25 protein-coding genes and 1 riboswitch are annotated in these 25,491 nt (G+C 44.5%); of the genes, 4 read left to right on the top strand and 21 right to left on the bottom strand.

Annotation, left to right across the window (positions count from 1 at the left end):
* The 11 genes from MKX35_RS23975 to MKX35_RS24025 form a co-directional block, all read right to left on the bottom strand.
* Positions 1-2,079 carry a heparinase II/III domain-containing protein gene (locus MKX35_RS23975; RefSeq protein WP_076298527.1) on the bottom strand — a complete coding sequence of 693 codons (2,079 nt, stop codon included), beginning with the start codon at positions 2,077-2,079 and terminating at the stop codon, positions 1-3.
* Positions 2,076-2,837, bottom strand: coding sequence for an SDR family NAD(P)-dependent oxidoreductase (locus MKX35_RS23980; protein ID WP_076298528.1), 762 nt, complete (start codon positions 2,835-2,837; stop codon positions 2,076-2,078). Before MKX35_RS23980 ends, MKX35_RS23975 begins: the two co-directional genes overlap by 4 nt.
* 47 nt (positions 2,838-2,884) lie before the next feature.
* Positions 2,885-4,681 carry a sensor histidine kinase gene (locus tag MKX35_RS23985; protein WP_076298529.1) on the bottom strand — a complete coding sequence of 599 codons (1,797 nt, stop codon included), beginning with the start codon at positions 4,679-4,681 and terminating at the stop codon, positions 2,885-2,887.
* On the bottom strand, positions 4,681-5,712 hold the full coding sequence (locus MKX35_RS23990; protein WP_076283151.1) for a response regulator transcription factor: 1,032 nt from the start codon (positions 5,710-5,712) through the stop codon (positions 4,681-4,683). Before MKX35_RS23990 ends, MKX35_RS23985 begins: the two co-directional genes overlap by 1 nt.
* Positions 5,713-5,776: 64 nt before the next feature.
* On the bottom strand, positions 5,777-6,661 hold the full coding sequence (locus MKX35_RS23995) for a carbohydrate ABC transporter permease (protein ID WP_143759319.1): 885 nt from the start codon (positions 6,659-6,661) through the stop codon (positions 5,777-5,779).
* A gap of 21 nt (positions 6,662-6,682) precedes the next feature.
* Complete coding sequence (locus MKX35_RS24000) at positions 6,683-7,639, bottom strand: ABC transporter permease (protein ID WP_076298530.1); 957 nt, start codon at positions 7,637-7,639, stop codon at positions 6,683-6,685.
* Positions 7,629-7,835: a tautomerase family protein gene (locus MKX35_RS24005; RefSeq protein ID WP_060624355.1), complete on the bottom strand. Its 207-nt coding sequence runs from the start codon at positions 7,833-7,835 to the stop codon at positions 7,629-7,631. Before MKX35_RS24005 ends, MKX35_RS24000 begins: the two co-directional genes overlap by 11 nt.
* Before the next feature lie 223 nt (positions 7,836-8,058).
* On the bottom strand, positions 8,059-8,769 hold the full coding sequence (locus MKX35_RS24010; RefSeq protein ID WP_076298531.1) for a Crp/Fnr family transcriptional regulator: 711 nt from the start codon (positions 8,767-8,769) through the stop codon (positions 8,059-8,061).
* 46 nt (positions 8,770-8,815) lie between these two features.
* Positions 8,816-8,998, bottom strand: coding sequence for a rubredoxin (gene rd / locus MKX35_RS24015; protein ID WP_060624357.1), 183 nt, complete (start codon positions 8,996-8,998; stop codon positions 8,816-8,818).
* Between the two features lie 28 nt (positions 8,999-9,026).
* Positions 9,027-10,241 carry an NAD(P)/FAD-dependent oxidoreductase gene (locus MKX35_RS24020; protein WP_076283156.1) on the bottom strand — a complete coding sequence of 405 codons (1,215 nt, stop codon included), beginning with the start codon at positions 10,239-10,241 and terminating at the stop codon, positions 9,027-9,029.
* 16 nt (positions 10,242-10,257) lie between these two features.
* Positions 10,258-11,496, bottom strand: a complete 1,239-nt coding sequence (locus tag MKX35_RS24025; RefSeq protein WP_076298532.1) for an FprA family A-type flavoprotein — start codon at positions 11,494-11,496, stop codon at positions 10,258-10,260.
* Between the two features lie 269 nt (positions 11,497-11,765).
* On the opposite strand from MKX35_RS24025, the gene MKX35_RS24030 reads away from it, so the two are divergent.
* Positions 11,766-12,782, top strand: coding sequence for a CapA family protein (locus MKX35_RS24030; RefSeq protein WP_076283158.1), 1,017 nt, complete (start codon positions 11,766-11,768; stop codon positions 12,780-12,782).
* Between the two features lie 78 nt (positions 12,783-12,860).
* On the opposite strand, the gene MKX35_RS24035 is transcribed toward MKX35_RS24030, so the two are convergent.
* Positions 12,861-14,024 (bottom strand): NADH-dependent flavin oxidoreductase, encoded by a 1,164-nt coding sequence (locus MKX35_RS24035; protein ID WP_305953471.1) that lies wholly within the window; start codon positions 14,022-14,024, stop codon positions 12,861-12,863.
* Between the two features lie 112 nt (positions 14,025-14,136).
* A complete protein-coding gene (locus tag MKX35_RS24040; RefSeq protein ID WP_076298533.1) occupies positions 14,137-14,985 on the bottom strand; it encodes a DUF6612 family protein in 849 nt (282 codons plus the stop codon).
* Between the two features lie 117 nt (positions 14,986-15,102).
* Positions 15,103-15,194, bottom strand: a riboswitch (cyclic di-GMP riboswitch).
* A gap of 204 nt (positions 15,195-15,398) precedes the next feature.
* Between MKX35_RS24040 and MKX35_RS24045 the strand changes: the two genes are divergently transcribed.
* Together MKX35_RS24045 and MKX35_RS24050 are read left to right on the top strand one after the other, a co-directional pair.
* On the top strand, positions 15,399-15,917 hold the full coding sequence (locus MKX35_RS24045; RefSeq protein WP_076298534.1) for an RNA polymerase sigma factor: 519 nt from the start codon (positions 15,399-15,401) through the stop codon (positions 15,915-15,917).
* Positions 15,901-17,514, top strand: a complete 1,614-nt coding sequence (locus tag MKX35_RS24050) for a DUF4179 domain-containing protein (protein ID WP_076298535.1) — start codon at positions 15,901-15,903, stop codon at positions 17,512-17,514. The genes MKX35_RS24045 and MKX35_RS24050 overlap by 17 nt, the downstream gene beginning before the upstream one ends.
* A 144-nt stretch (positions 17,515-17,658) precedes the next feature.
* On the opposite strand, the gene MKX35_RS24055 is transcribed toward MKX35_RS24050, so the two are convergent.
* The 6 genes from MKX35_RS24055 to MKX35_RS24080 form a co-directional block, all read right to left on the bottom strand.
* Positions 17,659-18,459: a Cof-type HAD-IIB family hydrolase gene (locus tag MKX35_RS24055; RefSeq protein WP_042186870.1), complete on the bottom strand. Its 801-nt coding sequence runs from the start codon at positions 18,457-18,459 to the stop codon at positions 17,659-17,661.
* A 31-nt stretch (positions 18,460-18,490) separates the two neighbouring features.
* On the bottom strand, positions 18,491-19,255 hold the full coding sequence (locus MKX35_RS24060) for a pseudouridine synthase (RefSeq protein WP_076298536.1): 765 nt from the start codon (positions 19,253-19,255) through the stop codon (positions 18,491-18,493).
* A gap of 2 nt (positions 19,256-19,257) precedes the next feature.
* Positions 19,258-20,784: an RsmB/NOP family class I SAM-dependent RNA methyltransferase gene (locus tag MKX35_RS24065; protein WP_076283162.1), complete on the bottom strand. Its 1,527-nt coding sequence runs from the start codon at positions 20,782-20,784 to the stop codon at positions 19,258-19,260.
* 102 nt (positions 20,785-20,886) lie between these two features.
* Entirely contained in the window at positions 20,887-21,339 is a 453-nt protein-coding gene (locus MKX35_RS24070) for a DUF309 domain-containing protein (RefSeq protein ID WP_076283163.1), read from the bottom strand.
* The gene (locus tag MKX35_RS24075) at positions 21,329-22,141 is read right to left on the bottom strand and encodes a GTP pyrophosphokinase (RefSeq protein ID WP_042126350.1); all 813 of its coding nucleotides are present in this window, start codon (positions 22,139-22,141) and stop codon (positions 21,329-21,331) included. The genes MKX35_RS24070 and MKX35_RS24075 overlap by 11 nt, the downstream gene beginning before the upstream one ends.
* Before the next feature lie 30 nt (positions 22,142-22,171).
* Positions 22,172-23,266 carry a quinone-dependent dihydroorotate dehydrogenase gene (locus MKX35_RS24080; RefSeq protein WP_076298537.1) on the bottom strand — a complete coding sequence of 365 codons (1,095 nt, stop codon included), beginning with the start codon at positions 23,264-23,266 and terminating at the stop codon, positions 22,172-22,174.
* 211 nt (positions 23,267-23,477) lie between these two features.
* Here MKX35_RS24080 and MKX35_RS24085 point away from each other — a divergent pair, with 211 nt between their 5' ends.
* The gene (locus MKX35_RS24085; RefSeq protein ID WP_167348489.1) at positions 23,478-23,615 is read left to right on the top strand and encodes a hypothetical protein; all 138 of its coding nucleotides are present in this window, start codon (positions 23,478-23,480) and stop codon (positions 23,613-23,615) included.
* On the opposite strand, the gene MKX35_RS24090 is transcribed toward MKX35_RS24085, so the two are convergent.
* Both MKX35_RS24090 and MKX35_RS24095 read right to left on the bottom strand, forming a co-directional pair.
* Positions 23,612-25,045, bottom strand: a complete 1,434-nt coding sequence (locus MKX35_RS24090) for a L,D-transpeptidase family protein (protein WP_076298538.1) — start codon at positions 25,043-25,045, stop codon at positions 23,612-23,614. The two genes, MKX35_RS24085 and MKX35_RS24090, sit on opposite strands and share 4 nt — an antisense overlap.
* Positions 25,046-25,179: 134 nt before the next feature.
* Entirely contained in the window at positions 25,180-25,422 is a 243-nt protein-coding gene (locus MKX35_RS24095; RefSeq protein WP_042186857.1) for a ferredoxin, read from the bottom strand.
* Between the last annotated feature and the right edge of the window lie 69 nt (positions 25,423-25,491).

Raw genomic sequence — 25,491 nt, forward strand, 5'->3', positions numbered from 1 at the left:
CTACTCCTCCGTATTCCGGGACTCTTCCTGAATCAGTCCCTCTTTAGGGTCAAGGCAATAGACCACTACTTGCCCAGTTGTTGCTATCTGGATTCGGGGCGGTTCGCCCACCTGACTCACTAGCTTCAGTACAGCAGGTTCGTGACCGTCCCGATAAACCGTAATAAATTCAACCGACGGACCTTTGTGCCGAAGCATAATGCCTCTTAGCAATCTACTCGGATCTTCGGCATTACCCGGTGTGCGGATTTCATACATAGTGGAGCTGGGCGCCAGTAGAGTACTCGTGGATAGTTCATACTCCCGGCCGGTGCTCACTCCATCATAACGGATATTCCACTCCGTATTTAACGTACATTCCGTCTCATTTTTCATTGCGGACAGTACTTCTACTGAGCCATAACCCGCTTCCAGTCCAAGGACTGTCGGAGAATCCTTCTGGACACGGTGAGGGTCGAACGGTAACAGCAAATGTCCCGTCGGATGAAACCATAAGTCTACTTCCTGACTCCGCTCCGTCACCTGCTCAACATGAAACCAATCCAGCAGCCAACCGTCGGCCAAAACAAGATGCCGGTCTAGAACAGCTCCTTCATAGGCGCCGTCTGAGCGAATCCATAAGTACGTAGCGTTGCCTTCCTGGCGGAATTGACAGCAGCTTCCGGTATGTGGAGCTTGGGAGCAGCCTCCGATGGTGACCGTGTTATGGCTCGCGGTTTCGGAATACCATTCCTTGCGCAAAACAGATCCATAAGGAACCATACCCAGCTCGGGAGCAACCTCCCCCCATCGGTGCATAATCGTAATATGAAGCTTGTCGAAATGCCCATGTGATCCGCCATGCTCTCCGAAATCCGCCAGAACGGACAACGGATTGCCCGGGTGGCGGAGCACGGCGAATCCGGAATCCGGCAGTAGGACAGAGTCTCTCACTCTGTAACTGGTCTGAAGTTCCTTACTCTCACCTGCTCCATACAACACTGCCTCCAGACCAGTCCTTAATTCCTGTCCATATAGATACCTATAAGCATTCGCCAGTATTGGCTGGAGACTCGGGTCTTTGTAAACCGCAATACCTATTTCAAATACTTCAGCAATTTCTCGGGCGAAAGGAACGCGCACATAAGGACCATCATGCACGGCTGGAAGCTCCCCGTTATCGCCGCTAAGCTCTACCAGCAACTGAAACATGCCACGGATGGATTGTCCCTGATCTCCTTTGGCAGCATAGAGGTCAACCCCGAAGCGCCCGTACATCTCGGCTGCTATGAGATAAGCCCGCAATACAAAAATATGGTAGTACGTGCTGCCTTCAAATTCAAAACCATCTGGCTTCACGCCAATGGACAGATGATGATAAAATCCGCCTTCTCCCTCCAGCAAAGAAGCAAGCTTTTCTCTGGTACCTTTGGCGGCATATACACAAGCCAGGCTAGCGTTCAGCCATGCGGTATAATTGTTCTCTGCATTCTTCTTCTCGTAAATGAGGATGTGGCGGTATTGCTCCATACTCTCCTCCAGCATCGAGAAGAACACTTGCAGCTTTACCTCTTCCTCCCCAGTGAACGTTACTCCATGATCCACAAGCAGCAGATAGGCCCGAATAAGCGTGGTGGACCAGATAGCCTCTGTCAGCGCCTGATGAAAGGCACGGCCACTGAGCATCCAGGGTTGAGCATCAGGATGTACCGGATACAAGGGGAACTGCTCTGCATATCCGACAAGAATCTTCTGGGCTAAGCCGCTATAGAAGTCTTCCCCGTCTGCGGCGAATACCGCGGCAGCATGCAGTGCATATCGCGCCATCGCCTGATGCCGGTATACCAACCATGCTCCCCGGTAGGGTTCACCTTCCAGCTTGCAGCCCTTCGGACAAGCAAAGACAACCGCATTGCGCTCCATAGCATCGAAGATTAGCTCAGTATGATGCTGGGGACACACATATTGGTGCCACCAACCACCGGGTTCTGTCGGGAGCAGAATCTCTTCTTTCCAGAAGGGTTCCAGCTCCATTTTCAATTTATCCACCTCGAGACCAAACCAGGAAAAAGTATCTGCTTTCTCCTTAAGGTTCATCATCGCATGAACAAGCCTCCATTAATTTCAATAATTTCGCCTGTCAGATAATCCGACAGCTCTGAAGCGAGGAATAGTGCCACATTGCCCACATCCTGTGGGACACCTTCCCGGCCCAGCGGAATCTTCGCAATCGTCGCCTGTCTTGCCGCATCCGCGGTAAAGGTGGCATGGAAAGCGGTCTGACCGATAAATCCGGGCGAGATAGCGTTTACATTAATTCCGTGAGGACTCAGCTCTTTGGCAAGTCCCTTGGTATAAGACCATACTGCAGCTTTACCTGCTGCATAAACGGAAGCCCCCGGTCCGCCGCCGTCATGAGCCGCGAGGGAAGATACATTGATGATTTTTCCGCTTTTCTTGGCAATCATTCCCGCTGCTACAGCTTTGCAGGCAAACACGCATGATTTAAAATTGACGTCCATTACCTTATTGTAATGTTCTTCGTTCATTTCAGTATTGGGGACCCGATTGATCATACCGCCCGCATTGTTGACGAGGATATCGATGGTTCCGCCAAAATGCTCCTCTATTTCCTTCACCATATTGTCCAGTTGGGCTGGACTTGTTGCGTCTGCCTGAAAAGCATAAGCTTCTCCTCCGGCCTGACGGATTCCTTCGACCGTCTCCTCCGCAGAACCAAGCAAATAGTTTACAACCACTTTTGCGCCGGAAGCAGCCAAGGTCTGCAAGATTTGCCGGCCTATCCCTGCATTGGACCCTGTAACAAGTGTAATTTTACCCGTTAAGTCAATTTTCATTGCTAATTTCCTCCTAGTAATAGTCTTGTCTGAACACATCTATTTTCTCACTCCGCAGGCATGGATAAGATCAACCGAGTACCTTCATTCTCCACGCTTTCGACGCTTAATCCGTATTGTTCACCGAACACCATTTGAATTCTCCGGTGCACATTCATGAGCCCGATCCCACCGGTATGATAGAGGGAGTCTCCTTCCGTATCCGCCAGCTGATTCAGATTCAGCTTCTCACGAAGTTTAACAAGCCGCTCATGGGACATCCCTGCTCCGTTATCCTCTATGAAAACTAGAAACCGATCTCCCTCAATTCTGGCGTCAATTCGAATATAATGCCTGTCTTCAATTCCCTCAGGAAACGCATGCTGAAAAATATTTTCGATCAAGGGCTGAAGTGTCAGCCTGACCATCTTAGCCAGTAGCAGCGTCGGTGGAATTACAACGTCGATTTCGAACTCCCTGCCGATCCGGTGTTTGAGAATCGTCATGTAGCTCAGAACATGATTAAGCTCATTGGCAATCCTGATCTCCTCAAGGTTGGTTTGGATAGAGTAGCGCAGCATAAATGCCATAGCTTCCACTATTTCTGTAATTTCATCCGAATCCTGAACGACCGCGTAGCATTTAATAGTCTCTAAAGTGTTATATAGATAGTGTGGATTAATCTGCAGCTGGAGTGCTTGGAATTCAGCCTGATGACGCTCCAGAGCCTCCTTCTGGGTGGTAAGCTCCGCTTCGTATACCCGCTCAATCATTTCAGACAACCGGGTCACCATGAGATTGTAGCTGCGCATCAATCCCCCCAACTCATCCTGACGGCCGTTCATCTCAAGCCTGCGCCACCTGCCTTTTTCCGTCTCCCTCATCCCTTCCTTAAGAATCAGGATCGGCTTCGTGATGGATCGTCCGAACCAGATGGCAAGCAATAGTGTGCCAACAAGCGTAAGAGCTCCCACCACCAGTGTGGTCGTTCGAATGGTAGAAATAGGCTTGCGCAGCTCGCCAACCGGTATGGATACTACAAGCTGCCAATTGGAATAATCGGATTTTCTCGACACGAACAAATACTCTTTCCCGTCTACCTTTTCCACGATAGAATCATTTGGGTGTTGAAATACGTTCTGAATGTGCTCAGCAGATAACTCAGAATAGTTTTTGTTTCCTTCTGCCCGATATAGGAGCTTGCCGAATTCGTCCATGATAAAATAGGACCCGCCCTGTCCCAGATCAAGAGGCTCCCATATGCGGGCCAGATCCTCTGCCTTAAATTCAATGGCTACTATACCTTTCGGGCGATAGGAAGCGAGTCCTCTGATCCGGCGGACCATCGTAATAATGTTCTTATCCCCTTCATTCATCACATTCGTGTTGAGAATGGTGATGCGGCCGCTCTCCGGCGTATGCTCGCTTAAGAAGCGGTAACGTTCCTGCGGATGAAACTTCAGGCTATGCGCTTGATTTGAGTTATCATCGCTAATGGCCTTGCCATGTTCACCGATAACGTATATCAGATTAATCTGGGGATACAGAATAAACAAAGACCGAAACAAATACTTCTGAATATCATTCGTATATTGATAGTAGGAGTAGCTATTCTCCGGGTCCATATCCAGGAACTCTTTGACTTGATTGTAAGACAGGATGGAGTCGCTAGCCTTTTCATAATTTTGCAAATACAAATCCGTTTGATAGGACGCGCTTCGGATGACTTGGGCAATGGACTTCTCTGAAGATTTATCCAGCTCAGCCGAAGCCTGAAAATAGGAGATAAATCCAACCATGGACAAGGAAAGAAGAATAACGGTCAAAAAGGAGGCAAACAACTTGTTCGACAGACTTTTTCTCATCAATCTATCCCCAGCTGGTTGCGATACTCAGAAGGAGCCAGCCCGGTAAACTTCTTAAATGTCTTCGTAAAATGGGGATGGTCTGCATACCCGACCTCATAGGAAATATCAGTTATCCGAAAGCTTGCATCGGCAAGCAACCTTTTGGCCTTCTCCATCCTACGTTTGATGCGGTAATGTACAAAGGTCTCTCCCGTCGAGTGTTTAAACATCTGGCTGAAGTAAGAGGCATTTAGACCAAGTACTTCCGCCACCTCCTCGAGCGATACTTCCTGGGCGAGATGCTTTTCGATGAATGCTTTAGCTTCCTCTATCGGATCCTTCGCTTTGCCCTTGCGCTTTCTACGGAGTTCTTCCAATATAGTTGCTGACGCTTCTGCGAAGCAGTGGAATAACTGTTCAGGTCCAGCTGCTGCGGACAAGTCTAACACGCTTTTACCGGGTATGACCGAATTGACAAGGAGCTTCTTCACGAGCAAGGCGTAGCCCTCTTCCAAAAGCTCTTTTTGCTGACTTCGGCTCATCTTGCGCTGGAGGAAGTCAGTTTCCCATTCCTGAAGTACAAGGTACAACCTCTCTTTATCCAAGGTCCAGATGGCATCATCCATACGCATGACCCATTCATCAATCTTAGCGACAGAAACAAAACTCTCCAGCTTCTTTCTATACGCTTCCAGTTTGGCGATCACATTTTGAAGGTTCACTTTGCTCACGGGCTTCAGGAGATATTCTTTCACTCCATAGGACACACATTGGCGGGCGTATTCAAAATCACCGTAACCTGAGATGACAACAGTCTGAATATCCGTTTCCATCTCCGACAACCGCCGGCATAACTCCAGTCCGTCGACTTTGGGCATGCGGATATCTGTAAAAAGAAAATCCGGCTGTTCCTCCATAATGAGCTGAATTGCCTCTTCGCCATTCTGAGCAAGTTTGATATTATACGGATGCTCGCTGCATTGCTGGATCATGATAGACAGTCCCTTTCGAATCATGGGCTCGTCGTCTACGATTAATACACATCTCATCCATGGATACCACCTTCCGATTCGTCTCGCTTAACGCGTTCCTATTCTACCACACTATATTAGATCAGGATTTGACGGATCCGACCATCATTCCTTTAACAAAATGGCGTTGAAGAAACGGATAAATCATGATAATCGGAATAGTAGCGACAATGATAACAGCCATTTTAATGCCCTCAGGTGAGGTGTGGGCCAAAGAACTATAAACTGAGGAAGCCGGATCAATGCTGATATCGTCCGTCTCGAAGAGCTTCTTCAACATCACCTGCAGAGGCCATAAAGAAGGCTTGTTGATATAATACAGAGCGCTCATGTACGTATTCCAGTGCCCTACGGCGTAGAAAATCCCCAATGAGGCCATTACCGGTTTGGATAATGGCAGTACCATATTGACAATGATCCGCAGCTCACCACACCCATCGATTCTGGAGGAATCTATCAGCTCCTGAGGTAGCTGCATGAAGAAACTTCTCATCACGAAAAAGTTAAAAGCGCTGATGGCGCCCGGAATCATAAGTGCCCAAAGGGAGTTCATAAGACCCAAATTTTTGATCAGGATAAAGTTTGGAATAAGAGGGGCACTGAATACCATAGTGAACAATACCATCATGACAATATATTTGCGTCCTACGAATTCCGGCCGTGACACCGGATAAGCGAGAGACGCTGTCGCAATCAGATTGATAGCGGTGCCCAGCACCGTAATATAGACGGAGACACCGAACGCCCGCCAAATGGAATGATCGCTGAAAACGTACTGATAATTGATCGCCGTAAAGTCCTTTGGCAGCAAGCCTACCCTGCCATTAATAATTGCTTCAGAGCTGCTAAAGGACTGGGCAATCACATTCAGAAACGGCAGAAACATAGCCAAAGCGAGAGCGGTTAGAAACAATAGATTGAACACATTAAATAGATTCTGGCCGCGAGTATAGCGTACTCTCATCATCCCTACCTCCATAAAGAGCGATTAATACAGCGATTCACCGGTTGTTTTTTTGCTCAAAATGTTGCCGATGAGCACCAGAATGAGTCCAACTACCGACTTGAATAGCCCCACTGCTGTTGTATAACTGTATTGCTGAGACAGCAGCCCCGCCTTATAGATATAAGTGTCCAGAATCTCCCCGTTCCCAGTATTAAGCGCGTTCAGGAATACCCATACCCGCTCGAAGCCAAGATCAAGAAATCTCCCGATATGGAGAAGGAACAAAATCATAATCGTCGGTATCAGTGATGGAAGTGTAATGGCTAAGGTTTGTTTCCAGCGCCCGGCTCCGTCCACTTCAGCAGCCTCATACAGATCTGGATTTATTCCTGCCAGCGCGGCCAGATAAATGATCGTACCGTACCCGGAATCCCTCCAAATGCCGGAACTGATCAAAATCGTGCGAATATATGAATTTTCACCAAGAAAATAAATCGGTTCGAAGCCGAAGGCTTGTAAAACCTGATTCACAATCCCTGTTCCTGGGGAGAGGATACCCAAGGCGATACCGCTCACAATTACCCAGGACAGGAAATGGGGCATATAAACCACCGTTTGCAAAAACCGTTTGTAAAACACAAGACGGATTTCATTCAGCAGAAGCGCAAGCAATATTGGAGCCGGGAAGGCAAATATGAGATCATACAAGCCTAGCAGAATCGTATTGCTTAAGATTCTTCCGAAATCCTGGTATTGAAACATCGTCCTAAAGTGCTCAAGCCCTACCCATTCACTACCTGTAAAGCCTTTAAAAATGTTGTAGTTCTGAAACGCAATCACTGAACCGGCCAACGGCAAGTACTTGAAAATGATAAAATACAAGATCCCGGGAATCGCGATCACATAGAGTGCTCTGAATTTCCACATGTTTGAGAGCAGTGACCTTCTCGTGTCGGCTTTGTAGTTAATAAGGTCAATCCCGGTTAACTTAGCCTTCATAACCGTTTCCTATAGGTCCTTTTTTCAGCAGGTTCGCTGGAGCATTCTCATCTAAGGGAATTTCTTGAAATTCGACGGTAATAAACCGTTCCTCCCGTTCAATAATTCGGGATAACTCCCGTGTGAATACAGTAACGATCTCCTCCTTCTGCTCACTCGTTCGGCCTTCGTACATCCTAATCTCAATATGTGGCATCAGCTTTCCTCCATTTCCTCGAATAGTGATTGAATCTAACCTCATTCTACCTGCAATAAAGCGCTTGCAATATGGATTTTCTATGAGTAAGCTTGTGTTTTCTTTAGGGTATATCCAGTAATAATCGAGCTGGAATTCAAGCGAGCCCCTTAAAAAAGCAGCATCTCTACCGTAATCTATGGTAGAAATGCCGCTTTATCATTTTAGATTTTTAATTACTATTTTAATACCCCATATAACTTTCCAAACCCGCTGGATCTATAATGAGCATTTGCTTGTTTCCAATTAGTTCAATAAGGCCTGAATCTTCAAACCTTGAGAATTTTCTGCTGATGGTTTCGCGGGTGACCCCAACATAACTGGCCAGTTCTTCACGAGACAACGGAAGGTCAATATGAATATGAGCACCACGTTGTTTGCCATATTTGTCACCGAGTTCCATGATCATATAAGCAATTCGTATTTCTGGATCTTTGGTCGCCAAGCTCTGCGCCAGATTTTCTGTATGGGCTAATCTTTTGGTCACACTCTTCAGCAGCCGGAGTGAAATATCCGGATTTTCCGTCATCAGCTGCTCCATATCTGTTCGAGTCAGCATGCAAATGTTAGTATCTTTTAGAGCATAAGCACTGAAGTTGCTCAGCTCATCGCTGTTAAAAATGCTCAGTTCCCCGAAAAAATCCCCGTTCGTCAAGATGTGCAAAATTTGTTCCTTGCCCTCGGGAGTAATTTTGGATAATTTAACATGGCCTCGCTGAATAATGTACAGCGTATCCGACGGTGCTCCTTCCAGAATTAACGGTTGACCTTTGGTGAACTTTCGATGTTTGATCATGGCACTGATCCGGGAGAGATCGTCATCGCTTAACGCAGCAAAAATCGGCACCTTGCGGGTACAAGGTTCAGCAGCGTATTGGCAAGAATACTCCTTCATAACTGTCCCCCCTGTTGTTCATTTTTTTTATAAACCTTACTTCCCTTTAAGATGCAGAAGTTTTTTTCTCTTCAACCGGCGCAAAATGGCTTGTATCTTCACCACATACAGGACAAACCCAATCTTCAGGCAAGTCTTCAAATGCAGTGCCTGCAACAACATCCTCATCAGGATCGCCTACTGCCGGATCATAGATATAGCCACATGGTAGACAGATATATTTTTTCATCATTGTCATCTCCTATAAAGTTAGTAGTTTAGTTCAATCTGGATTGTACTTCAGCCATAATTTCCACGATGCTACTCCCGTTAACATCAATCCCCGTAAGGGGGATGCCTTGCTCCACAGCGGTTTTATACGCCAGAGAAGCAGCTGCACCTTGCCAGGATATCGCACCGATTATTGTGTTATCTTTCACAAAGATACGCGTATACGCCCCATTTTCTTCTCCGTTCACCACCGTATAGCAATACCGCTCATCAACGTTGCCTATCGAAAATAAAGAGACTCCAAAAGCGTTAAACAATGTAACCGGAACAGCTCTACGATACGCAGTCAGATTGGCGACCATATTACTGCCGGCAATCCGGCCCTGCTCCATCGCTCCGCCCCACAGTCCTTCCACATGCCCGTTAATTTCAGCAACATCTCCGGCAGCGTACACATGCGGATCATTTGTTTGCATTTGTTCATTTACGATAATGCCCTGCCGGACTTGAATACTCGAGCCATTTAGCAGTTCCGTATTAGGTACAATACCAATGGAGTAGACTACATGGTCACAGGAAAAATGAGATTTGTCATCCAGCGTAATTCCGGTAACAAACTCTGATCCTGTAATAGACGCCACATCTGCTTGAAGAATAACCTTCACACCTGCTTGTTCAAGGTTCTCTTTAAGGAGCTGTGAGGATTTCTCATCAAGCTGTCTGCCCATCAACCGGTGAAAAGCTTCGATCACCGTTACCTGATATCCTGCTTCATGCAGCGCCCAAGCGGTTTCGATTCCCTGCACTCCACCACCAATTACGGCTACATGGCTGCCATCCTGCAGGTTTTCTTTCAATCTGTCCGCGTCGTTCATATCCCGGAGGGTATGGACATTGTTCAGGCCGAAGCCCTCAAGGGAGAGTGTACGATTCTTCGCTCCCATACACAATAAAAGCTTATGATAAGAAACACTTTGCCCATCTTCTGTCACAACAATTTGCCGGTCCGGGTGGACAGAACTGATTCGGGTCGAGGTTTTTACGGATATACGATTATCGCGGTACCATTTTTCCTTTTTAATCAGCACCTTCTCACTGTGCAGGTCGGTAAACAGCCCTTTGGTCAGCTTAATCCGGTTATAGGGCAGTTGACTTTCCTCCCCGAGGATCGAAATTTCCGATTCTGCGTCTTGATCACGGATGGCTTTGGCGGCATGGACGGCGGCTACTCCGCCGCCAACTATAACGTAATGTTTTGTCATCCTATGTTCCTCCTCCCTAAAATGAACTCAGCAGCAAATCCGAAACAAATTCAGCCGCATTTTTAATTTTTTGAACTTTCTCAGGCTCTTTCGGGGAAAATCTGATTCGTACAGGGAACTCTACATGTGTCATCCCCGTGGATTTAATAACCTCAGATGTGCTTTGCACCGTCATATTTGTTCCATTCAGATAATCCTGAATGACTTCAATGGCTTCACCACTCCAGCCGTAGGAGCCAAAGGCTGCAGCAAGTTTACCTTCCAGATTCATATTGTGCAATTCTTTCAGAATGTTCTCCAGGTTCCCAATCATGTCCGCGTATTTAGTGGAGCTGCCAATAAAGACCGCGTCAGCTGACGTTATACTGTTCAGAATATCGGTGGCACTACTTTTATCTGCATCCCAGACCTCTGTCTCTATATTATTTTCCTGCAAGCAATCCTGTAAGATTTTGGCCATCTTCTTGGTACTGTTTTTGATGGTGGTATATACGATGGTTGCCTTTTTTCCTTGCGTCGTTTCACGGCTCAACGTGGCGTACATCCCGATATATTTACGTATGTCCTTCCGAATCACAAACCCATGGGAAGGAGCGATCATCCGGATCTCAAGATCCTTAACAGCCTCTAACAGTGTTCTTACATATCTTCTGTGAGGATGAATAATTGCTGCGTAATAGCCCTGGAAATCTTCCGTAATATCAAACCCGGCTTCATCGCTGAATAGATTCTCCACCGCAACATGCGTGCTAAAAATATCACAAGGAAATAAGATTTGATCTTCGATACAATAGGTGATCATCGTTTCTGCGGTATGGAGATACGGTGTTTCTTTAAACAGCAGCGTTTTCCCACCAATATCCAGCTTGTCTCCATCTTTCACCACCAGGAAGTTCCGGCTATGAAGCTTGTACATTTCCTGCAATTCTGGAACAGCAATCTCGGTGCATACGATCGTGGCATTTGCAGCCTTGGCAGCGAGAGCTGCCAGTCCACCAGAGTGATCAGGCTCTGTATGGTTAATGACAATGTAATGAATATCTAGAAGATCAATCATTTCACCCAGGCACTCGGCATATTCACGTCCGAATTCCATATCTACGGTATCAATGACAGTCGGCTTACCTGTTTTTAATAAGTAGGAATTATAGGTAGTTCCTTTTTCTAGAATCAGGCGATGAAAAGGAACATGACGGTTATCAATTTTGCCTATCCAGTAAATATCCTCGGCGATTTTCTTGAATTGTGTACTCATTTCTATAACCTCCAATGTTTGATTGATAATGTTTATCAACAACCATATTTTATTATGGCTGCCAAACAAAAAAGAGGATTTGAATCAAATTATAAAAGTTTGAAAAAAATGAATACCTTTAATTTAGACGATCTAAATAAAGTGATTATGCGTTGGGTCACATTTTAAATAAAAAGCCACACAAATGTTTGCACTTCGCCTTAAAGAAAGAATAACCCATAACAACTTTATGCCATATCCTAATGAAAATAATAAAAAGGTGGATATCCATGACTGAAATACAAATAGCTGCTGTGGGAGATCTAATGGTCAAACGTTATATTATTTCGGATGCTAAACAGCCTGATGGAACCTATTCGTTCAGCCCCCTGTTTGCAAAAGTAGCTCCTTATCTGAAACAGGCTGATTTGACGATTGGCAATCTCGAAACCACCTTTGCTGGAAGTGGCCCCGAATGCCGGAAAAGCCCACGATCAGGCGGTCCGATATTCAAATGTCCAGACGAACTGGCCCCTGCACTTAAGGAAGCCGGATTCGACGTATTAGTAACGGCCAACAATCATTGCATGGATTATGGTGCCCCGGGTCTGGTTCGGACGTTACGAGTTCTGGACCGTAATCGAATCGACCACACGGGAACAGCTAAATCATTAGAAGAATCCAAGAGAACGCTTATTAAAAACGTCAAAGGAATTACGATCGGCATCCTCTCCTACACAGCAGGAACCAACCGAATTCCGGTACCAGTGAGTAAGCCATGGCTGGTTAACCGGATATCTACGCCCAAGATCATTCGGGAGATTCGAGATTTAAAAAAGAAAGTCGATCTAGTCTTGCTTTATCTGCATTTTGGAAGCGAATATCGTTACACTCCAAACAAGAGGCAAAAAGAGCTGGTCAATCTCTTCTTTAAAAATGGAGCTGACATCATACTGGGTTCTCACCCACATGTTCTTCAACCGTTAGCGCTTCGGGGAAAAAAACAATTTGTTATTTACTCATTGGGAAATTTTGTTTCGACTAAACTAATGAATATTCCTTATACACAAAGCGGTATCATTCTTACGCTTAAAATAAAGAAGGATGAAAGAGGACACACAAGTATAAATAACGTAGGTTACATCCCGACTTGCGTAGATCGAAGAATAAAAAGCGGTAGGAAAGTTACAGAGATCATCCCCATCCGCGACGCATTAAAGAGAAGCGACACCGACATAAGAACAGAATGGCGAAATCTCATGAATCGAATGTTGAAGCATACGACGTCAATCTTAAAGAGGGAATAGAGTCGTTACAGAAAAATAACGTTCCGCGGAATTTACCGCGGAACGTTATAGATTTAGACCTCAAAACTGTGTTTGGGTTTAGCGTAAACGATCAGGCATCATTAATTTAAGGAATTCTAGAATACCATTCTCTACTACAAGTTCTTCTCTATCTTGATCAGCAAGTACTCTTCTGATGAGATCTTCTTTACCCTCCAGTACTTTACTTGTCCAATGAGGATCAATGATAAGAGACCGTCCTACTGCTACTAATTCAGCATTTGTCAACGTGTCCTCTGCGTCCTGTTTGGTACGGATATCTCCTACCCCAATTAAAGGTATACGGCCATTGATTTTCTCATGCACATATTGCAGGATTGATTTTTCTTTAAAATCTTCTGATGCAGATACTTTCTTGAAGTCCCCTAATGAAATATGCAGATAATCCAGCCTTTTATCAGCTAATTTATCAATGAGATAAAAGGTATCGGTGATTTTAATTCCAGGCTCTTCATATTCTTCTGGAGAAAAACGATACCCGACAATAAAATCCTTAATCTTTGAATTGTCAACGACAGCAATAACTGCATCCACTAATTGGTTAATGAAATTAAATCTTTTCTCTAAGCTTCCGCCCCATTGATCTTCACGACGGTTGGAGTGTGGAGAGAAGAATTGTTGGATTAAATATGTGTTTGCTCCATGAATTTCTACCCCGTCAAATCCAGCTTGAATAGCACGTTGAGTCGCTTTTTTAAAATCCTCGATCACACCGAAAATTTCATCTTCTGTTAATGCTCTTGGAATTTCTGCATTCGGACGTTCGGCAGCAATGGCGCTGGAGGAAACGGGTTGTACGCCACGCAATATTTTTGAATCTGTCATTCTTCCTGCATGGAATAGCTGTAAAATAGCTTTTGTTCCATTTCGTTTAATAGTAGATGCTAATCGGCTAAGGCTAGGAATAAATTCATCGGAGGAAACACTAAGTTCACCTTCCCATCCTTTTCCACCCTCTTGTACATTTGCTGCCGCAGTGATGACCGCACCTACTTCGCCCGTTCTTAGCGAATAGTATTTCAATTCATCTTGTGTTACTACACCGTCATAAAAGCTCATTCGTGTGGTCATTGGAGCCATAACCACTCGGTTTTTTAATGTCAGCCCTCTGCGAAAAGTTAATGCTGTGTCTAGTGCTATCATCTTTTTCCCAACTTTCATTAAATTATATTTAGATAAATTATTATATACATGCGCATACATATAAATTACAGCAATGATTTATTCTTGTCAACTAATAAAGAACTGCTGTTGAATACAACAAAAAGCGCTGTTCCGCTGAACAGCGCTTTTCGCTCGTTATGAATCGTCCTTATTATTCTAGTTCGGCCGGTTTTACAATGGCTGCACCTTTATTATTTTTGGAATATTTAGCTTCGATTTTCGTGGTGTATGTATCTTTGGCTCCATCACTTACCAGTACATAACTCAGATCGACTGTCAGCTTTTCCGTTTGCCAGGTCTTAGTATTGACGAATAATTTCCAAGTTACGCTTTTAGGTTGAACAGTCTCACCATCCCAGAGGTTCTCCTGGTCATAGAGTTTGATTATTCCCTTAGCTGCTGTCGGATCGGTTACCGTGAACTGCAGGACGGTCTGAGCACCGGCAGTGCTGACTTTCATAGATTTTTTATAATTTTTTACCGAATCAAGCATGGAAACAGGATCGTATTGACCTTTAGAATAAAAAGAATCCCACTCCATCTTCTCCAGTCCAATCCAATACTGCGCATCAGGATCGATTGGCTCACCGTCATCGTCGTAACCTTCATCTTCAGATTCATCGATCAGTTCACTTCCGTCTACAAGATAGTAAAACTCCTTGTCATTGGCATATAGACTGTACGATGTTTCTAAAAGACTACTATCAACGGTGCCAGCTGCAGCAAAATTCGGCAGTCGATTAATATCCAGCTTCAGTGTGTTAGTGTTGCTGATACGTACCCCACCGCTCTGAATATCCTGTTTTTTGATCACATCTAAGTGAAAATTCTTTATTGCTTTAGAGGCCGCCGTTACTTTGCTAATCATTTGATCCGCGGTTACTGCTGTTGTGGTAGCTGCTGACACTACTCCTGGATTAGACATCCATCCGATCGTTCCGGACAGCAATAAAGCACCTACTGCCAAACTAGTGCCTATTGTTTTGAAAAAACTTTTCATGTACTTCCCCTTTCAGCCCCTTGCGATAATGTAACGCCGTATAGATCGAAATAATAAAAGAGCTCAAAATAGACTACATATTCTTAGAGCTATCCTTTATGCTTCATAAGACATCCCTATGGCGGCCTGGCGATCATTTCCTTCTGTAGAAAGGCTTTAGACCCATGGCTTTGTGTCATCATCTTTCGATGATTTTACCTTTAACGCGGACATTCAATTAGTTTTAATTAGCTTACGGACGCATGTCCCACCGCTAATTTTATCATGGTTATAATTACCTGTAAACGACTTATCTTCCATTCAAATTCGCTATGATGCTCAGAAGAAATACTTCACTCAAAATGAAAAATGAACGATTACATACGCTTATAAGTCTTATTAATGAGAACAGCAAAGACAGGGGGTGCAGCAAAATGTGTGACCGAGAAATTTTCGAGCTCTATAAAGAACAAGTATATTATTTTTGTTACTACTTAATGAAAAATCAGGCAGATGCAGAGGATATTTGCCAAGAGGTATTTGTAAAGGTTATCTTAGCGGATAAGTCTAAGGTAAGAAACTTGAAATCTTGGATTTTACGAATTGCTTCGAATGAGTGCCACAGTGTGATTAAAAGGCGTAAGACGGGGTGGATGAAAGAAGTACGTAATTATTTACTATCCAGGTCTGAGGAATCAAACCCTGTAGAAAAACGGTTGGATCGACAGGAAACTAAAAAAGAATTACAAGGGTTATACAGTCAGCTTCCCGACAAAATCAGAATGGTAGTAGTCCTTCGTTTTATAAACGAATTGACTGTACCCGAGATCTCTAAAGTTATGAGCATACCCGAAGGAACTGTAAAATCCAGACTGAACAAGGGACTTAAAATACTAAATAGAATGGGTGGAACTCAACTAAAGGAGCTGAGTAGTAATGAATCTGTATATTGAAAAAGATAGACATATTCCCCGACCGGATTATGATTTGATGTGGACTACCATTGAACAAGAAGCATATAAACGTCAAAGAAATCTGCATGCCTCCCAGAATACTCCTAGGCCTAATAAAAAGGTTGTTCCTATCAGCATCGTCTTCTCTTGCCTCTTACTTGTCGCCATTCCTGTATTCGCTAGTATGACGATTAATTGGGATAAAATTGGTGGGCGAAGTGTGAGCAATGCATTAAATAACGGCATCGGTCAACAGTATAATCTTCAAGCTTCCAGTTCAGGAGTAACAATGAATTTGAACGGTGTTGTAACTGACGGAGAAAAAATGAAAATGCTGTTATCACTTGATACTAAATCTGATCTATCCCAATATACTGGATTTGCTACAGAGGAAAACACCATGACTAGTGAATCCGGTGCCAAGGCAAAGGTATACGGTTATTTAGAATACGATCCTGAAAGCCAGAAACTCATTGGAGTATATGAGACACCTGATACATTAAAGGATGATAAAAAGGACTACAAGTTTGAAGCACGGAATCTCATTTTTTACCGTAATCAGAATATTCCCTTACAATCTAATCATCAAGCAGGGGATACAATCGATACTGGAGTTAAGCAATATCCAAGCATTCAAATCGAATCCGTTCGACATGTTTCCAATCAAACCATTATCCGTTACAAAGTCGCTGCATCACCATCTGACTTAGGACGGGGTAACCCACATTTGGTAGTTAGTACTGCAGGTCAAGAGAATGAGGCAATTCCAACCATCATGCCTAACGAAGGATCGGATTTATTTATTGAACAGGTTTTCAATATAACTGAATCAGATTGGAAGGAAGCTAGTCTTCATTTTAGTTACATTGAAGAAGCGAAACGTATTTCAGGTACATGGAAGTTCGATTTTAAAGCAGATGGACAAAAAGCAAGTGAGGCGATTTACACTAAGAAACTGTATAACAGTCCTGAATTTCAAGAAAAGACCGGTATAACCTTAGATCAGCTAGTGGTTACCCCTTTGGATATCCAAATTCTAATAGATGAAAATGATTCGCTTAAAAAAGGAATTGTCCACTATAATACCGCTCAGTTGGTTATAGGTGATAAAACAATCACTGGGGGTTGGAATTTGAAAGGAGATCATTCCGAAAGCTACCAGCATTTATTTCAATTTGAATCTCCGGAATGGTATAACAACTGGTCCGATGTTCCAATGAAACTTATATTAAAGGATGCTGTCATTGAGAAACGTGATACTACTAAGAATTGGATCACTATAAACAAACCTAAAGAAGAAAAGCAGTTCACTTCACTTGATGTCGATGGGTTAAAAATTGAATTCACTTACTATACTGAGGGCGAAAATTTGATTGTCGAATCAACATCCAAATCTTCTGGCTTCAAAAGCGTTAACCAAACTACGTTACGGATTAATGGCAAAGAAGTGGTGCCTGAAATTACACCTAAGGGCATGATATCTACAGGAACTAATATTGATAGCTACAAAGATATCCCTTTCGACGAAAAAATCGAACTGAACCCTGGTATCTATAAATATAGCGATCCTAGCCGGAACGAGGAAATTAAACTTTAATACAGGAAGTTAATCTATGTCCCGCCCTTTCTAGTTAATCCTAAGGGCGGGTTATTTTTGGATAGCTATGTATCTCTTTTATTTCCTTCATAACAAACAAAAAAAGCATAGAACGGACTCAAGTCCGCTTTATGCTTTCCATTATTAAGATAAACAATATTTAACGAGCGCATCACGCACACCATGCTCGTTGTTCGAACCCGTAACAGCATTCGCTGCCGCTTTTACCTCTACAGGAGAATTATCCATCGCCACGCCCATCCCCGCATAGGTAAGCATAGAAATATCATTAAAATAATTACCGATTGAAAGGACTTCTTCTTGCGGAATTCCCAGCTTCACAGCGAGATTTCTTAATGCGTTGCCCTTAGAAGATTCGGGATGCATCAAATCAACGAAAAATTCACCACTCCGCAAAATATTGTACTCAGGAGCCCAAGTACGCCATTCACGTTCAGCTTCGTCAAGAATTTCTGGCTGTGTAAATACAGTAAACTTAACAACCGGTTCACGGAAATCTTCCCAGGCTGGTAGCGTCGCTGGCACAATACGGAAGTGCTCATACATATAATTAGCTTCTTTAGTCAGATTCTCTACATTATCAACATACATATCAAAAGCAGTATTCACATCATAATGAATATTGTGCTTACGGCAATAGTCAATATAGGGGTCAAGACCACGTGCATCCATACCATATTGATGCAGCACTTCTCGATCTTCCACTCGTACCGTCGCTGCTCCATTGTGACCAAGCACGTAACCAGTCAGCCCCATTTCCTCCATGAAAGGAATCGAGTTCTGTGGACTGCGTCCCGTACACAATACGATTTGACCGCCAAGACGTGTAACCTCAGCAATAGCTTCCTTATTCTCAGAGCTTAAGTGGTGATCATCATTTAATAGCGTACCGTCCACATCTAGTGCAATCAGTTTGTATCTCATACTCCACCATCCTTGTCTTTCTTTTTCTATATTATCCTTGAGATGATTCTGCGCCTAAGAGTGCCAGTTCCTCTAACGTCAGTTCCCGACAAGCTCCAAGCGGCAGACTTTCATCCAGCTTCAATTCTCCCATAGATACACGTTTCAGAAAAGTGACTTTTTTGCCTACCGCCTGAAACATACGCTTCACCTGATGAAATTTCCCCTCAGTGATGATAAGTGAAATATGGGAAATCACTTTGCTGCCGCGCTCTCTTCCAAGAATGGTTAAGTGTGCAGGTAAAGTAACGTAGCCATCTTCCAACTCCACCCCTGCTGCAAAAGCCGCTACATCATCCGCGTCTACATCGCCCTCGATGGTTGCCTCGTACGTTTTCGGGACATACTTACGTGGCGACAGCAATTCATGGGCAAGCTTCCCATCATTAGTGATCAGCAGCAGTCCCACAGTATCCTTATCTAGCCTTCCTACAGGAAACGGTTCAAACTGTGCATATTCGTGCTTTAAAAGATCCAAAACTGTCCGATCCCGCTTGTCCTCCGTAGCTGACAGGACACCCGGGGGTTTGTTCATCATAAGATATATGAATTCACGGTAGGTAACAACCTCTCCCCCTACCTCTATTTTATCGGCATAAGGATCCACATGGTACCCACTATCTTTTACCACTGTCCCGTTCACCAATATTAAGCCTTGTTTAGCTTGTTTACGGATATCACTGCGCGACCCCACTCCAATATGGGACAACACTTTATCTAATCGTTGTTTTTTGGCGGGCTTACCTGATTGGCTCATTGTTACATCCACCTCCAGCCTGCGGGATATTCGTTCTTGAGTATGCCATCCTGCCACTTACCCCAGCCTGCGCTGTAGCCATCAATGCAGACCAGAACGTATCCCTTTTGGGCACTTCCTATTCTAATAGAGAGACGTTCTTGAGAAATCGACAACGTCTCTCCTTTAAGATAGGAAATAGCTTCATGATTCGTACTGGAGAGTGAGACACTTCGGCAGCTTTCTTCCGGATGCAAAGCTGTAGCCATTGGATGCCCTGGAATAAATCTTCCGTTACGGATTTGTCCTACATACCATCCCGGGCGGATCGTCTTTAATCCATTTAGTCTTTCCTTAGGAAGTGGAGAAATGTACAGATGGTCACCGAACAGAACCGGATATCCTTGCGGTTCCCAACCAAGCTGATCTCGCACAAAATTTCCATACGCAGTCAAAGCTTGCTCGTCACCTGAAACTTGCCGACCACGGTCAGCGCCACCAGTAGGTTTGTGAGAGGGTTTCCCTTCTTTCCCCCGTCTTCCTTCTGATTTATTGGATGATTTAACGTGTGCTGCACTTTTTGGAGTAGTAGTTCTTGCTCTTGCAGATTCGTTTAACTTGACCTCTAAGTGATCACGTTCCTCCATTGAGCGCTTAGTTCCCCCATGTTGCAATACAGCCATGAAATGTCCTTCGCCTTTCACCTTATGCGGCCACAGTCTTGCTGTACCTGAGAGTTCTCCGAAGCCAGGAGCGAATGAGCCTGTACCTCCTACCGCTACCACTGAGAACTGTGGATGTTCAGAAATAAACTCCGCTATAATTTCCTCATTTTCTTCTGTAGCAAAGGTACAGGTGGAATAGACAAGTGTACCTCCCGGTGCCAATGCTGTTGCAGCAGAACGTAAAATATCCCGCTGCATGGAAGCATATTTGGCAGGTGTACCTGAATCCCACTGCTTCACCATGTCTTCATCTTTACGGAACATCCCTTCACCAGAGCAGGGAGCATCAATCAAGATCTTGTCAAAAAAAAGCGGGAATGCAGCCGCGATATGATCTGGACTTTCGTTCAAAACAATACCATTACGAACCCCATACAGCTCCAGATTTTTAGCTAGAGCTTTAGTCCGTTCTGGATGAAGATCATTACTAACCAGCAATCCTTCACCTAACAGCTTGGCTGAAATCTGCGTAGATTTCCCCCCAGGGGCGGCACATAAATCAAGTACACGATCACCTGGTTCAATATTAAGCAATTCCACAGGTGCCATCGCACTCGGCTCTTGAATGTAATACAAACCTGCGTGGTAGTGAGGATGTTTACCAGGTCTAGCCCCATTCTCTGTATAAAATCCTGTCGGACACCAAGGAATGGGTTCCAGTCCTAAAGTAGAAAGAGCCTTTAAGCTCTCCACGGAAATCTTCAAGGTGTTAACACGGACGCCTCCGTATGGGGTTTCCTTATAAGAATCCGCAAATTGATTATAATCTGTTCCCAGCATGTCCATCATACGCTCGCTGAAAGAACTGGGCAATTGTGCCGCCATGATGCCGTCCTCCTGATAGTATTGCAAAAATTTAGGTGTTTAAAGATTCAAGGAACACCCCTACGGGTGTCCCTTATACAATACTCATATATAGAGGATCTTTTACTTACGATGAAAGGATGTCGGTCTCTGAGGACCACGTCGTTGAGGGTTATTCGGTGTGATAGCTACAGCTGCATTCTCCACTTGGTCCGCTAGACTCGGATCAACAATCTCTATGGTCAGATCGTAATAAGAAAATGGCCGCTCATCATATGATGCTAAGCGCCGAACATAATCTTTCACTTCCTCCACGAGTTTCGCCAGATTAATGCCGAGTGTCGCTGCTGGATATTCCTCCAGTTTGGCAGAAGCACCACTCAGCATAATAGCTGCACCGCGCACATTCTGATTGCGAAAATGGTATAACCCTACCGCTACTTGGAGAAGTGCTTTGTACAAAGGATTTCGTTCCTGGGCAAGCCACAGTTCTTCGAGTACCTCGTGACATTCGAAATAATCCCTGTCACGATTAAAGTACACTAGGTATTCCAAGTACAATGGTTCATAAGCCATCCGGCAAACTATCCTTTTTAGCTGCGGAAAGAAGTCCCCGCACATGATCTAGAAGTTCCTTCATCGCTTCCATATCCTGAACCTGCCATATTTCGTTAAAGCGAGCCTGCGTATCTATAGCCTCATTCACCAAGTGATAGAAATACAATTGATGAATGGCCTTGAGAATCTGAGTGGTCATATTCGAGTTTTCCTCGAATGTCTTCTGTGCTTCCAGAATCTCTTCCCGAATACTGGACATTTCACTGTCGAGGATCGATGCTGCTTCAGCTGCCGTCTTTAGTCGAACACGCATTTCATCGGGTAGACTCTCCCGATATTTATAGTTCAGGGAATGCTCTATGGTAGCCCAGAAATTCATAGCTAGCGTACGAATTTGGATCTCCGCGAGCACAATTTTCTGGCCAAGCGCTGTTTGCACAGGATATTTAATAATCATATGGAAGCTGCGGTAGCCGCTCTCTTTATAATTAGTGATGTAATCCTTCTCATAGAGTACTTCAAGATCCTTACGGGCCCGGATATATTCGGCCACTCTGCGGATATCCTCCACGAATTGGCACATGATCCGAATTCCTGCAATGTCTTCAATCCCCGTCTCCAGATCTTCCATCTTCACATTCAGCCGTTTAGCCTTTTCCAGAATGCTTGACAGCCGCTTTACACGCCCCGTTACGAATTCTATCGGCGTGTATTCCTCTCTTTTCTTCAACTCCGAACGCATTGTTTTGAATTTAACTTTCAATTCTTCCACAGTCTGTTCATATGGAAGCAAAAAAGTTCCCCAGTCCCTGCCGTCCATCGCCTTCGTCCTCCTGTCCTTTCGTCTCCTTCAGTGATGATCAGCGCCCACTGCTTCAGAGATATGACTGAATCCATCCCGCCGTAATAGCTGCCGTAATCCGGCATGCAATTTGCGGTTAACCTCCGGTCCTTCGTAGATGAGAGCTGTATAAATTTCGACCAGACTCGCACCTGCTCTTATCTTGTCATACGCATCCTGACTGGTGAAAATGCCGCCTGATCCTATGATCGGCATCTTTCCTTCCGTCTGGCGATAAATACTGCGAATGATCTCCGTTGAGCGGTCCCGCAGCGGTTTGCCGCTTAAGCCCCCCGTCTCATTAGCCTTTTCATGACTAAGTCCATCACGGTTCAATGTAGTATTCGTAGCAATAATACCATCCATACCAGCTTCTGTCAGTGTCTGAACCATAAACTCCAGCTCTTCATCACTTACGTCTGGTGCTATCTTAACCAACAAGCTTTTGGTAATCCCGGTCGCTTTACGCTGAATCTCCATTTCTTCCTTCACTTGAGCCAGCAGGAACGATAATTCACTGCCATGCTGGAGATTGCGAAGACCAGGTGTATTCGGCGAGCTAATATTGACCACAAAAAAATCACCGTACGGATAAAGCGTACGGATGCACTGACGATAGTCTTCATGAGCCGCTTCATTACTAGTTATCTTATTCCGGCCAATATTAACTGCTATAGGAATTCTCCGATTCTTTATTTTCTTCAGACGCTGTGCCATAGCATCAGCCCCTTCATTATTGAAGCCCATTCGATTAATCAGCGCTTCATCCGAAGGAAGACGGAACAAACGAGGGCTATCATTACCTGGTTGACCCTTAGGGGTAACCGTGCCCACTTCCATAAATCCAAACCCGATCGAAGAGAATCCGACTACCGCATCGGCATTTTTATCTAAACCTGCAGCAAGTCCAACTGGCGTCGGGAAATGCGTGCCAAACAGATCAACCGCTAAATCCGCCGTTTCAGGAACTCCGTACATTAAACGTAGCGCCGCGCTTCCACCTGGCACTGATGACGATTTATCCAATCCACCTATGACGAGATGGTGAGCCTTCTCGGGATCAATCTTGAAAAAAATTGGTTTACCAAAATTACGATACAACACCGTTCTCGCTCCTTAAGGGGTACTTCACTAATCCACGTGTCTACCCGTTTCTGTAGGTTTCTTCTTAATTTTAGCCTTTTCTTGAACAAAAGAAAAGTATTTTACAGTGCGAGTATATTGAGTACATAACGCAGAGTATAGTAATTTTGTTGTAAACGCATTACAATATAGGTGTAATCAGCGATTAAGAGAGAAAGAAGGTATGCCCAGTATGTCTACTAAACGTAAACCACCAACTTTGCAGCAAAAGAAAGAAGAAGTTAACCGTAAAGCGCTAATGTGGATTGGCGTCAGTTTAACTTTACTAATTCTTCTAATCATCGTTCTGTTTATCGTTGCAGGAAACTAATTCAGCCAGTGGTATACTTTGTGGGGGTTGGTCTGATCATGCTTAGCAGTAGAGCTGAAGCGTTTAGCCGGCACAAGCTGCTTTTCAGGCAGAACCCCTTTACTAATCACTACTGTTGTACCTTTAGGAATCAGCGCGAAGAGCTCCTCCACATCTTCTCGGCCCATTCGAATACATCCAAGGGATTCATCCTTACCAACACTGTCAGGCTCATTCGTACCATGAATAGCATAATTACTGTCCGAAAGCTGAAGCCCTCTGCTGCCGAAATCCCCATCATCTCGACCATTTGGATTGACGACTTTATCTGTAATCACGAAATTCCCCTCTGGTGTTTTATCTCCACCAAGTCCTACCGCATAATTTCGTAGAATAATAGAACCGCTGACTAACGCCAACCGATGATTTTGTTTATCCACAACGACCCTCAGCGGCTGATCAAAAAAAGGAACGTCACTCGCAACACTTCCACTCACACTTAATGCTGTCGGTATAGTCCTCACACCATCGTTAGATGAGCTTGAAGGCTCCGCTATGTCTTCTGTTCCCGGTGCCATCTTGTTCTTAGCCACCGCTTTAAGAGGGCTGAATTCCCGCTTCATGACGGTTGTCGTCCCACCTATCCAGTTCTCAGGAAAAGATCCCGTCAAATCCGCTAATGTATCTGGAAGCTTCCCTTTAGCATCTTGATAAGCCCGAATTGCACTCCATAGTGTGGCAAGCTCCTCTTGGTCACCCTGCCATTCTGCTCCATCCTTGGCGAGTTGCCCTTGCTCTGGCGGCTCACATGCACATTCCTTAGGATCGTAAGACTGATATACCAGCCGTCCCTTTCCATTCTTTTGCAGTGTGAAATTTAGCGGAAGCTTTTCTTTCCAGAGCAGCCATTTCCCCTCTCGCTCCATCCCTAACGCAGCAGCTTCAAAAGGTTCTTTACGCATTAGCATTTTCGCCATTAACTTTCCTTGCGAAGCCTCAGTTGCATTTTCTTGCGCTGTATACATCACTTTTTTCGCCTCAATAACTGGCTCTTGGACGGAATCTTTTGGATCTGGCAGATCTTTGACTTCTGGAGCTGCCGTGTCTTGAAGGACTTCTTGTTCTTCAGTAACACCAATACCCGGAGCCACTGCTGAAGGTACCATTAAAAGTATAAGAAGCATTAGCGCCAGTGATATGTATCTCAATCTTTGTTGGCCGCGCTCACGCTGGCGACTCGCTTGCAGCAATCCATCTTCGTATTCGCGCAGCATTTCAGCAGGTACTTTACTATGCTCGAAAGCCTCATACACTTCACCAGCCTGATTGAAGCAATAATTAGCTTTTCCATGTTGACCGTTCTTATAGTATTCCTTCCCCAGCAAGTACCATGCCATTTTGTTATCAGGGTGCATCTGTACATATGCTTTGAGGTGCTGTGAGTTCTTCATCGGAACCTCCGAGAGTTTATAATTCCTACTTTATTAATATCGGTCAGACACAGCAAAAAAGACATCCCTAACCGAACAAAATGTTCGCAGAAGATGTCTTTATCTGGTGTCGCACGTTACTCTTTATCGAGTAATTAACCTTCTTTGTTAAAAGGTTCGTCCGCAATTTTAATGGAGTCGGTTGGGCAACCATCACAGGAATCTTGGAGATCATCAAACAAATCGTCCGGAATCGCTGTCACACCGCAGTTTCTGTCATTTTCGTAAATAACTTCTGCCAAACCTTCATCATCGTAATCAAAAATATCAGGAGCCGTTGCGCCACATGCACCACAAGCGATACAAGTGTCTTTTTCGACCCAAGTGTACTTAGCCATTTTTTTCTCTGCCTCCCGTTAAGCAATGCTGCGCTGTTGAACCAGCGTCTTATTTTTCTCATATTAATA

It is taken from the genome of Paenibacillus sp. FSL R5-0923 (genome assembly GCF_038009145.1).
Taxonomy (GTDB): Bacteria; Bacillota; Bacilli; order Paenibacillales; family Paenibacillaceae; genus Paenibacillus_AQ.

Bases quoted from the DNA above. Each gene is read 5' to 3' on its own strand.
- MKX35_RS24060 (WP_076298536.1), bottom strand. From the start codon at position 19,255: ATGAGCCAATCAGGTAAGCCCGCCAAAAAACAACGATTAGATAAAGTG.
- MKX35_RS24090 (WP_076298538.1), bottom strand. From the start codon at position 25,045: ATGAAGAACTCACAGCACCTCAAAGCATATGTACAGATGCACCCTGAT.
- MKX35_RS24030 (WP_076283158.1), top strand. From the start codon at position 11,766: ATGACTGAAATACAAATAGCTGCTGTGGGAGATCTAATGGTCAAACGT.
- MKX35_RS24070 (WP_076283163.1), bottom strand. From the start codon at position 21,339: ATGGCTTATGAACCATTGTACTTGGAATACCTAGTGTACTTTAATCGT.
- MKX35_RS23985 (WP_076298529.1), bottom strand. From the start codon at position 4,681: ATGAGAAAAAGTCTGTCGAACAAGTTGTTTGCCTCCTTTTTGACCGTT.
- MKX35_RS24075 (WP_042126350.1), bottom strand. From the start codon at position 22,141: ATGGACGGCAGGGACTGGGGAACTTTTTTGCTTCCATATGAACAGACT.
- MKX35_RS24040 (WP_076298533.1), bottom strand. From the start codon at position 14,985: ATGAAAAGTTTTTTCAAAACAATAGGCACTAGTTTGGCAGTAGGTGCT.
- MKX35_RS23990 (WP_076283151.1), bottom strand. From the start codon at position 5,712: ATGAGATGTGTATTAATCGTAGACGACGAGCCCATGATTCGAAAGGGA.
- MKX35_RS24050 (WP_076298535.1), top strand. From the start codon at position 15,901: ATGAATCTGTATATTGAAAAAGATAGACATATTCCCCGACCGGATTAT.
- MKX35_RS24045 (WP_076298534.1), top strand. From the start codon at position 15,399: ATGTGTGACCGAGAAATTTTCGAGCTCTATAAAGAACAAGTATATTAT.
- MKX35_RS23980 (WP_076298528.1), bottom strand. From the start codon at position 2,837: ATGAAAATTGACTTAACGGGTAAAATTACACTTGTTACAGGGTCCAAT.
- MKX35_RS24025 (WP_076298532.1), bottom strand. From the start codon at position 11,496: ATGAGTACACAATTCAAGAAAATCGCCGAGGATATTTACTGGATAGGC.
- MKX35_RS23995 (WP_143759319.1), bottom strand. From the start codon at position 6,661: ATGATGAGAGTACGCTATACTCGCGGCCAGAATCTATTTAATGTGTTC.
- MKX35_RS24065 (WP_076283162.1), bottom strand. From the start codon at position 20,784: ATGGCGGCACAATTGCCCAGTTCTTTCAGCGAGCGTATGATGGACATG.
- MKX35_RS24085 (WP_167348489.1), top strand. From the start codon at position 23,478: ATGTCTACTAAACGTAAACCACCAACTTTGCAGCAAAAGAAAGAAGAA.
- MKX35_RS24035 (WP_305953471.1), bottom strand. From the start codon at position 14,024: ATGTATGCGCATGTATATAATAATTTATCTAAATATAATTTAATGAAA.
- rd (WP_060624357.1), bottom strand. From the start codon at position 8,998: ATGAAAAAATATATCTGTCTACCATGTGGCTATATCTATGATCCGGCA.
- MKX35_RS24005 (WP_060624355.1), bottom strand. From the start codon at position 7,835: ATGCCACATATTGAGATTAGGATGTACGAAGGCCGAACGAGTGAGCAG.
- MKX35_RS24000 (WP_076298530.1), bottom strand. From the start codon at position 7,639: ATGAAGGCTAAGTTAACCGGGATTGACCTTATTAACTACAAAGCCGAC.
- MKX35_RS24020 (WP_076283156.1), bottom strand. From the start codon at position 10,241: ATGACAAAACATTACGTTATAGTTGGCGGCGGAGTAGCCGCCGTCCAT.
- MKX35_RS24095 (WP_042186857.1), bottom strand. From the start codon at position 25,422: ATGGCTAAGTACACTTGGGTCGAAAAAGACACTTGTATCGCTTGTGGT.
- MKX35_RS24055 (WP_042186870.1), bottom strand. From the start codon at position 18,459: ATGAGATACAAACTGATTGCACTAGATGTGGACGGTACGCTATTAAAT.
- MKX35_RS23975 (WP_076298527.1), bottom strand. From the start codon at position 2,079: ATGATGAACCTTAAGGAGAAAGCAGATACTTTTTCCTGGTTTGGTCTC.
- MKX35_RS24010 (WP_076298531.1), bottom strand. From the start codon at position 8,769: ATGAAGGAGTATTCTTGCCAATACGCTGCTGAACCTTGTACCCGCAAG.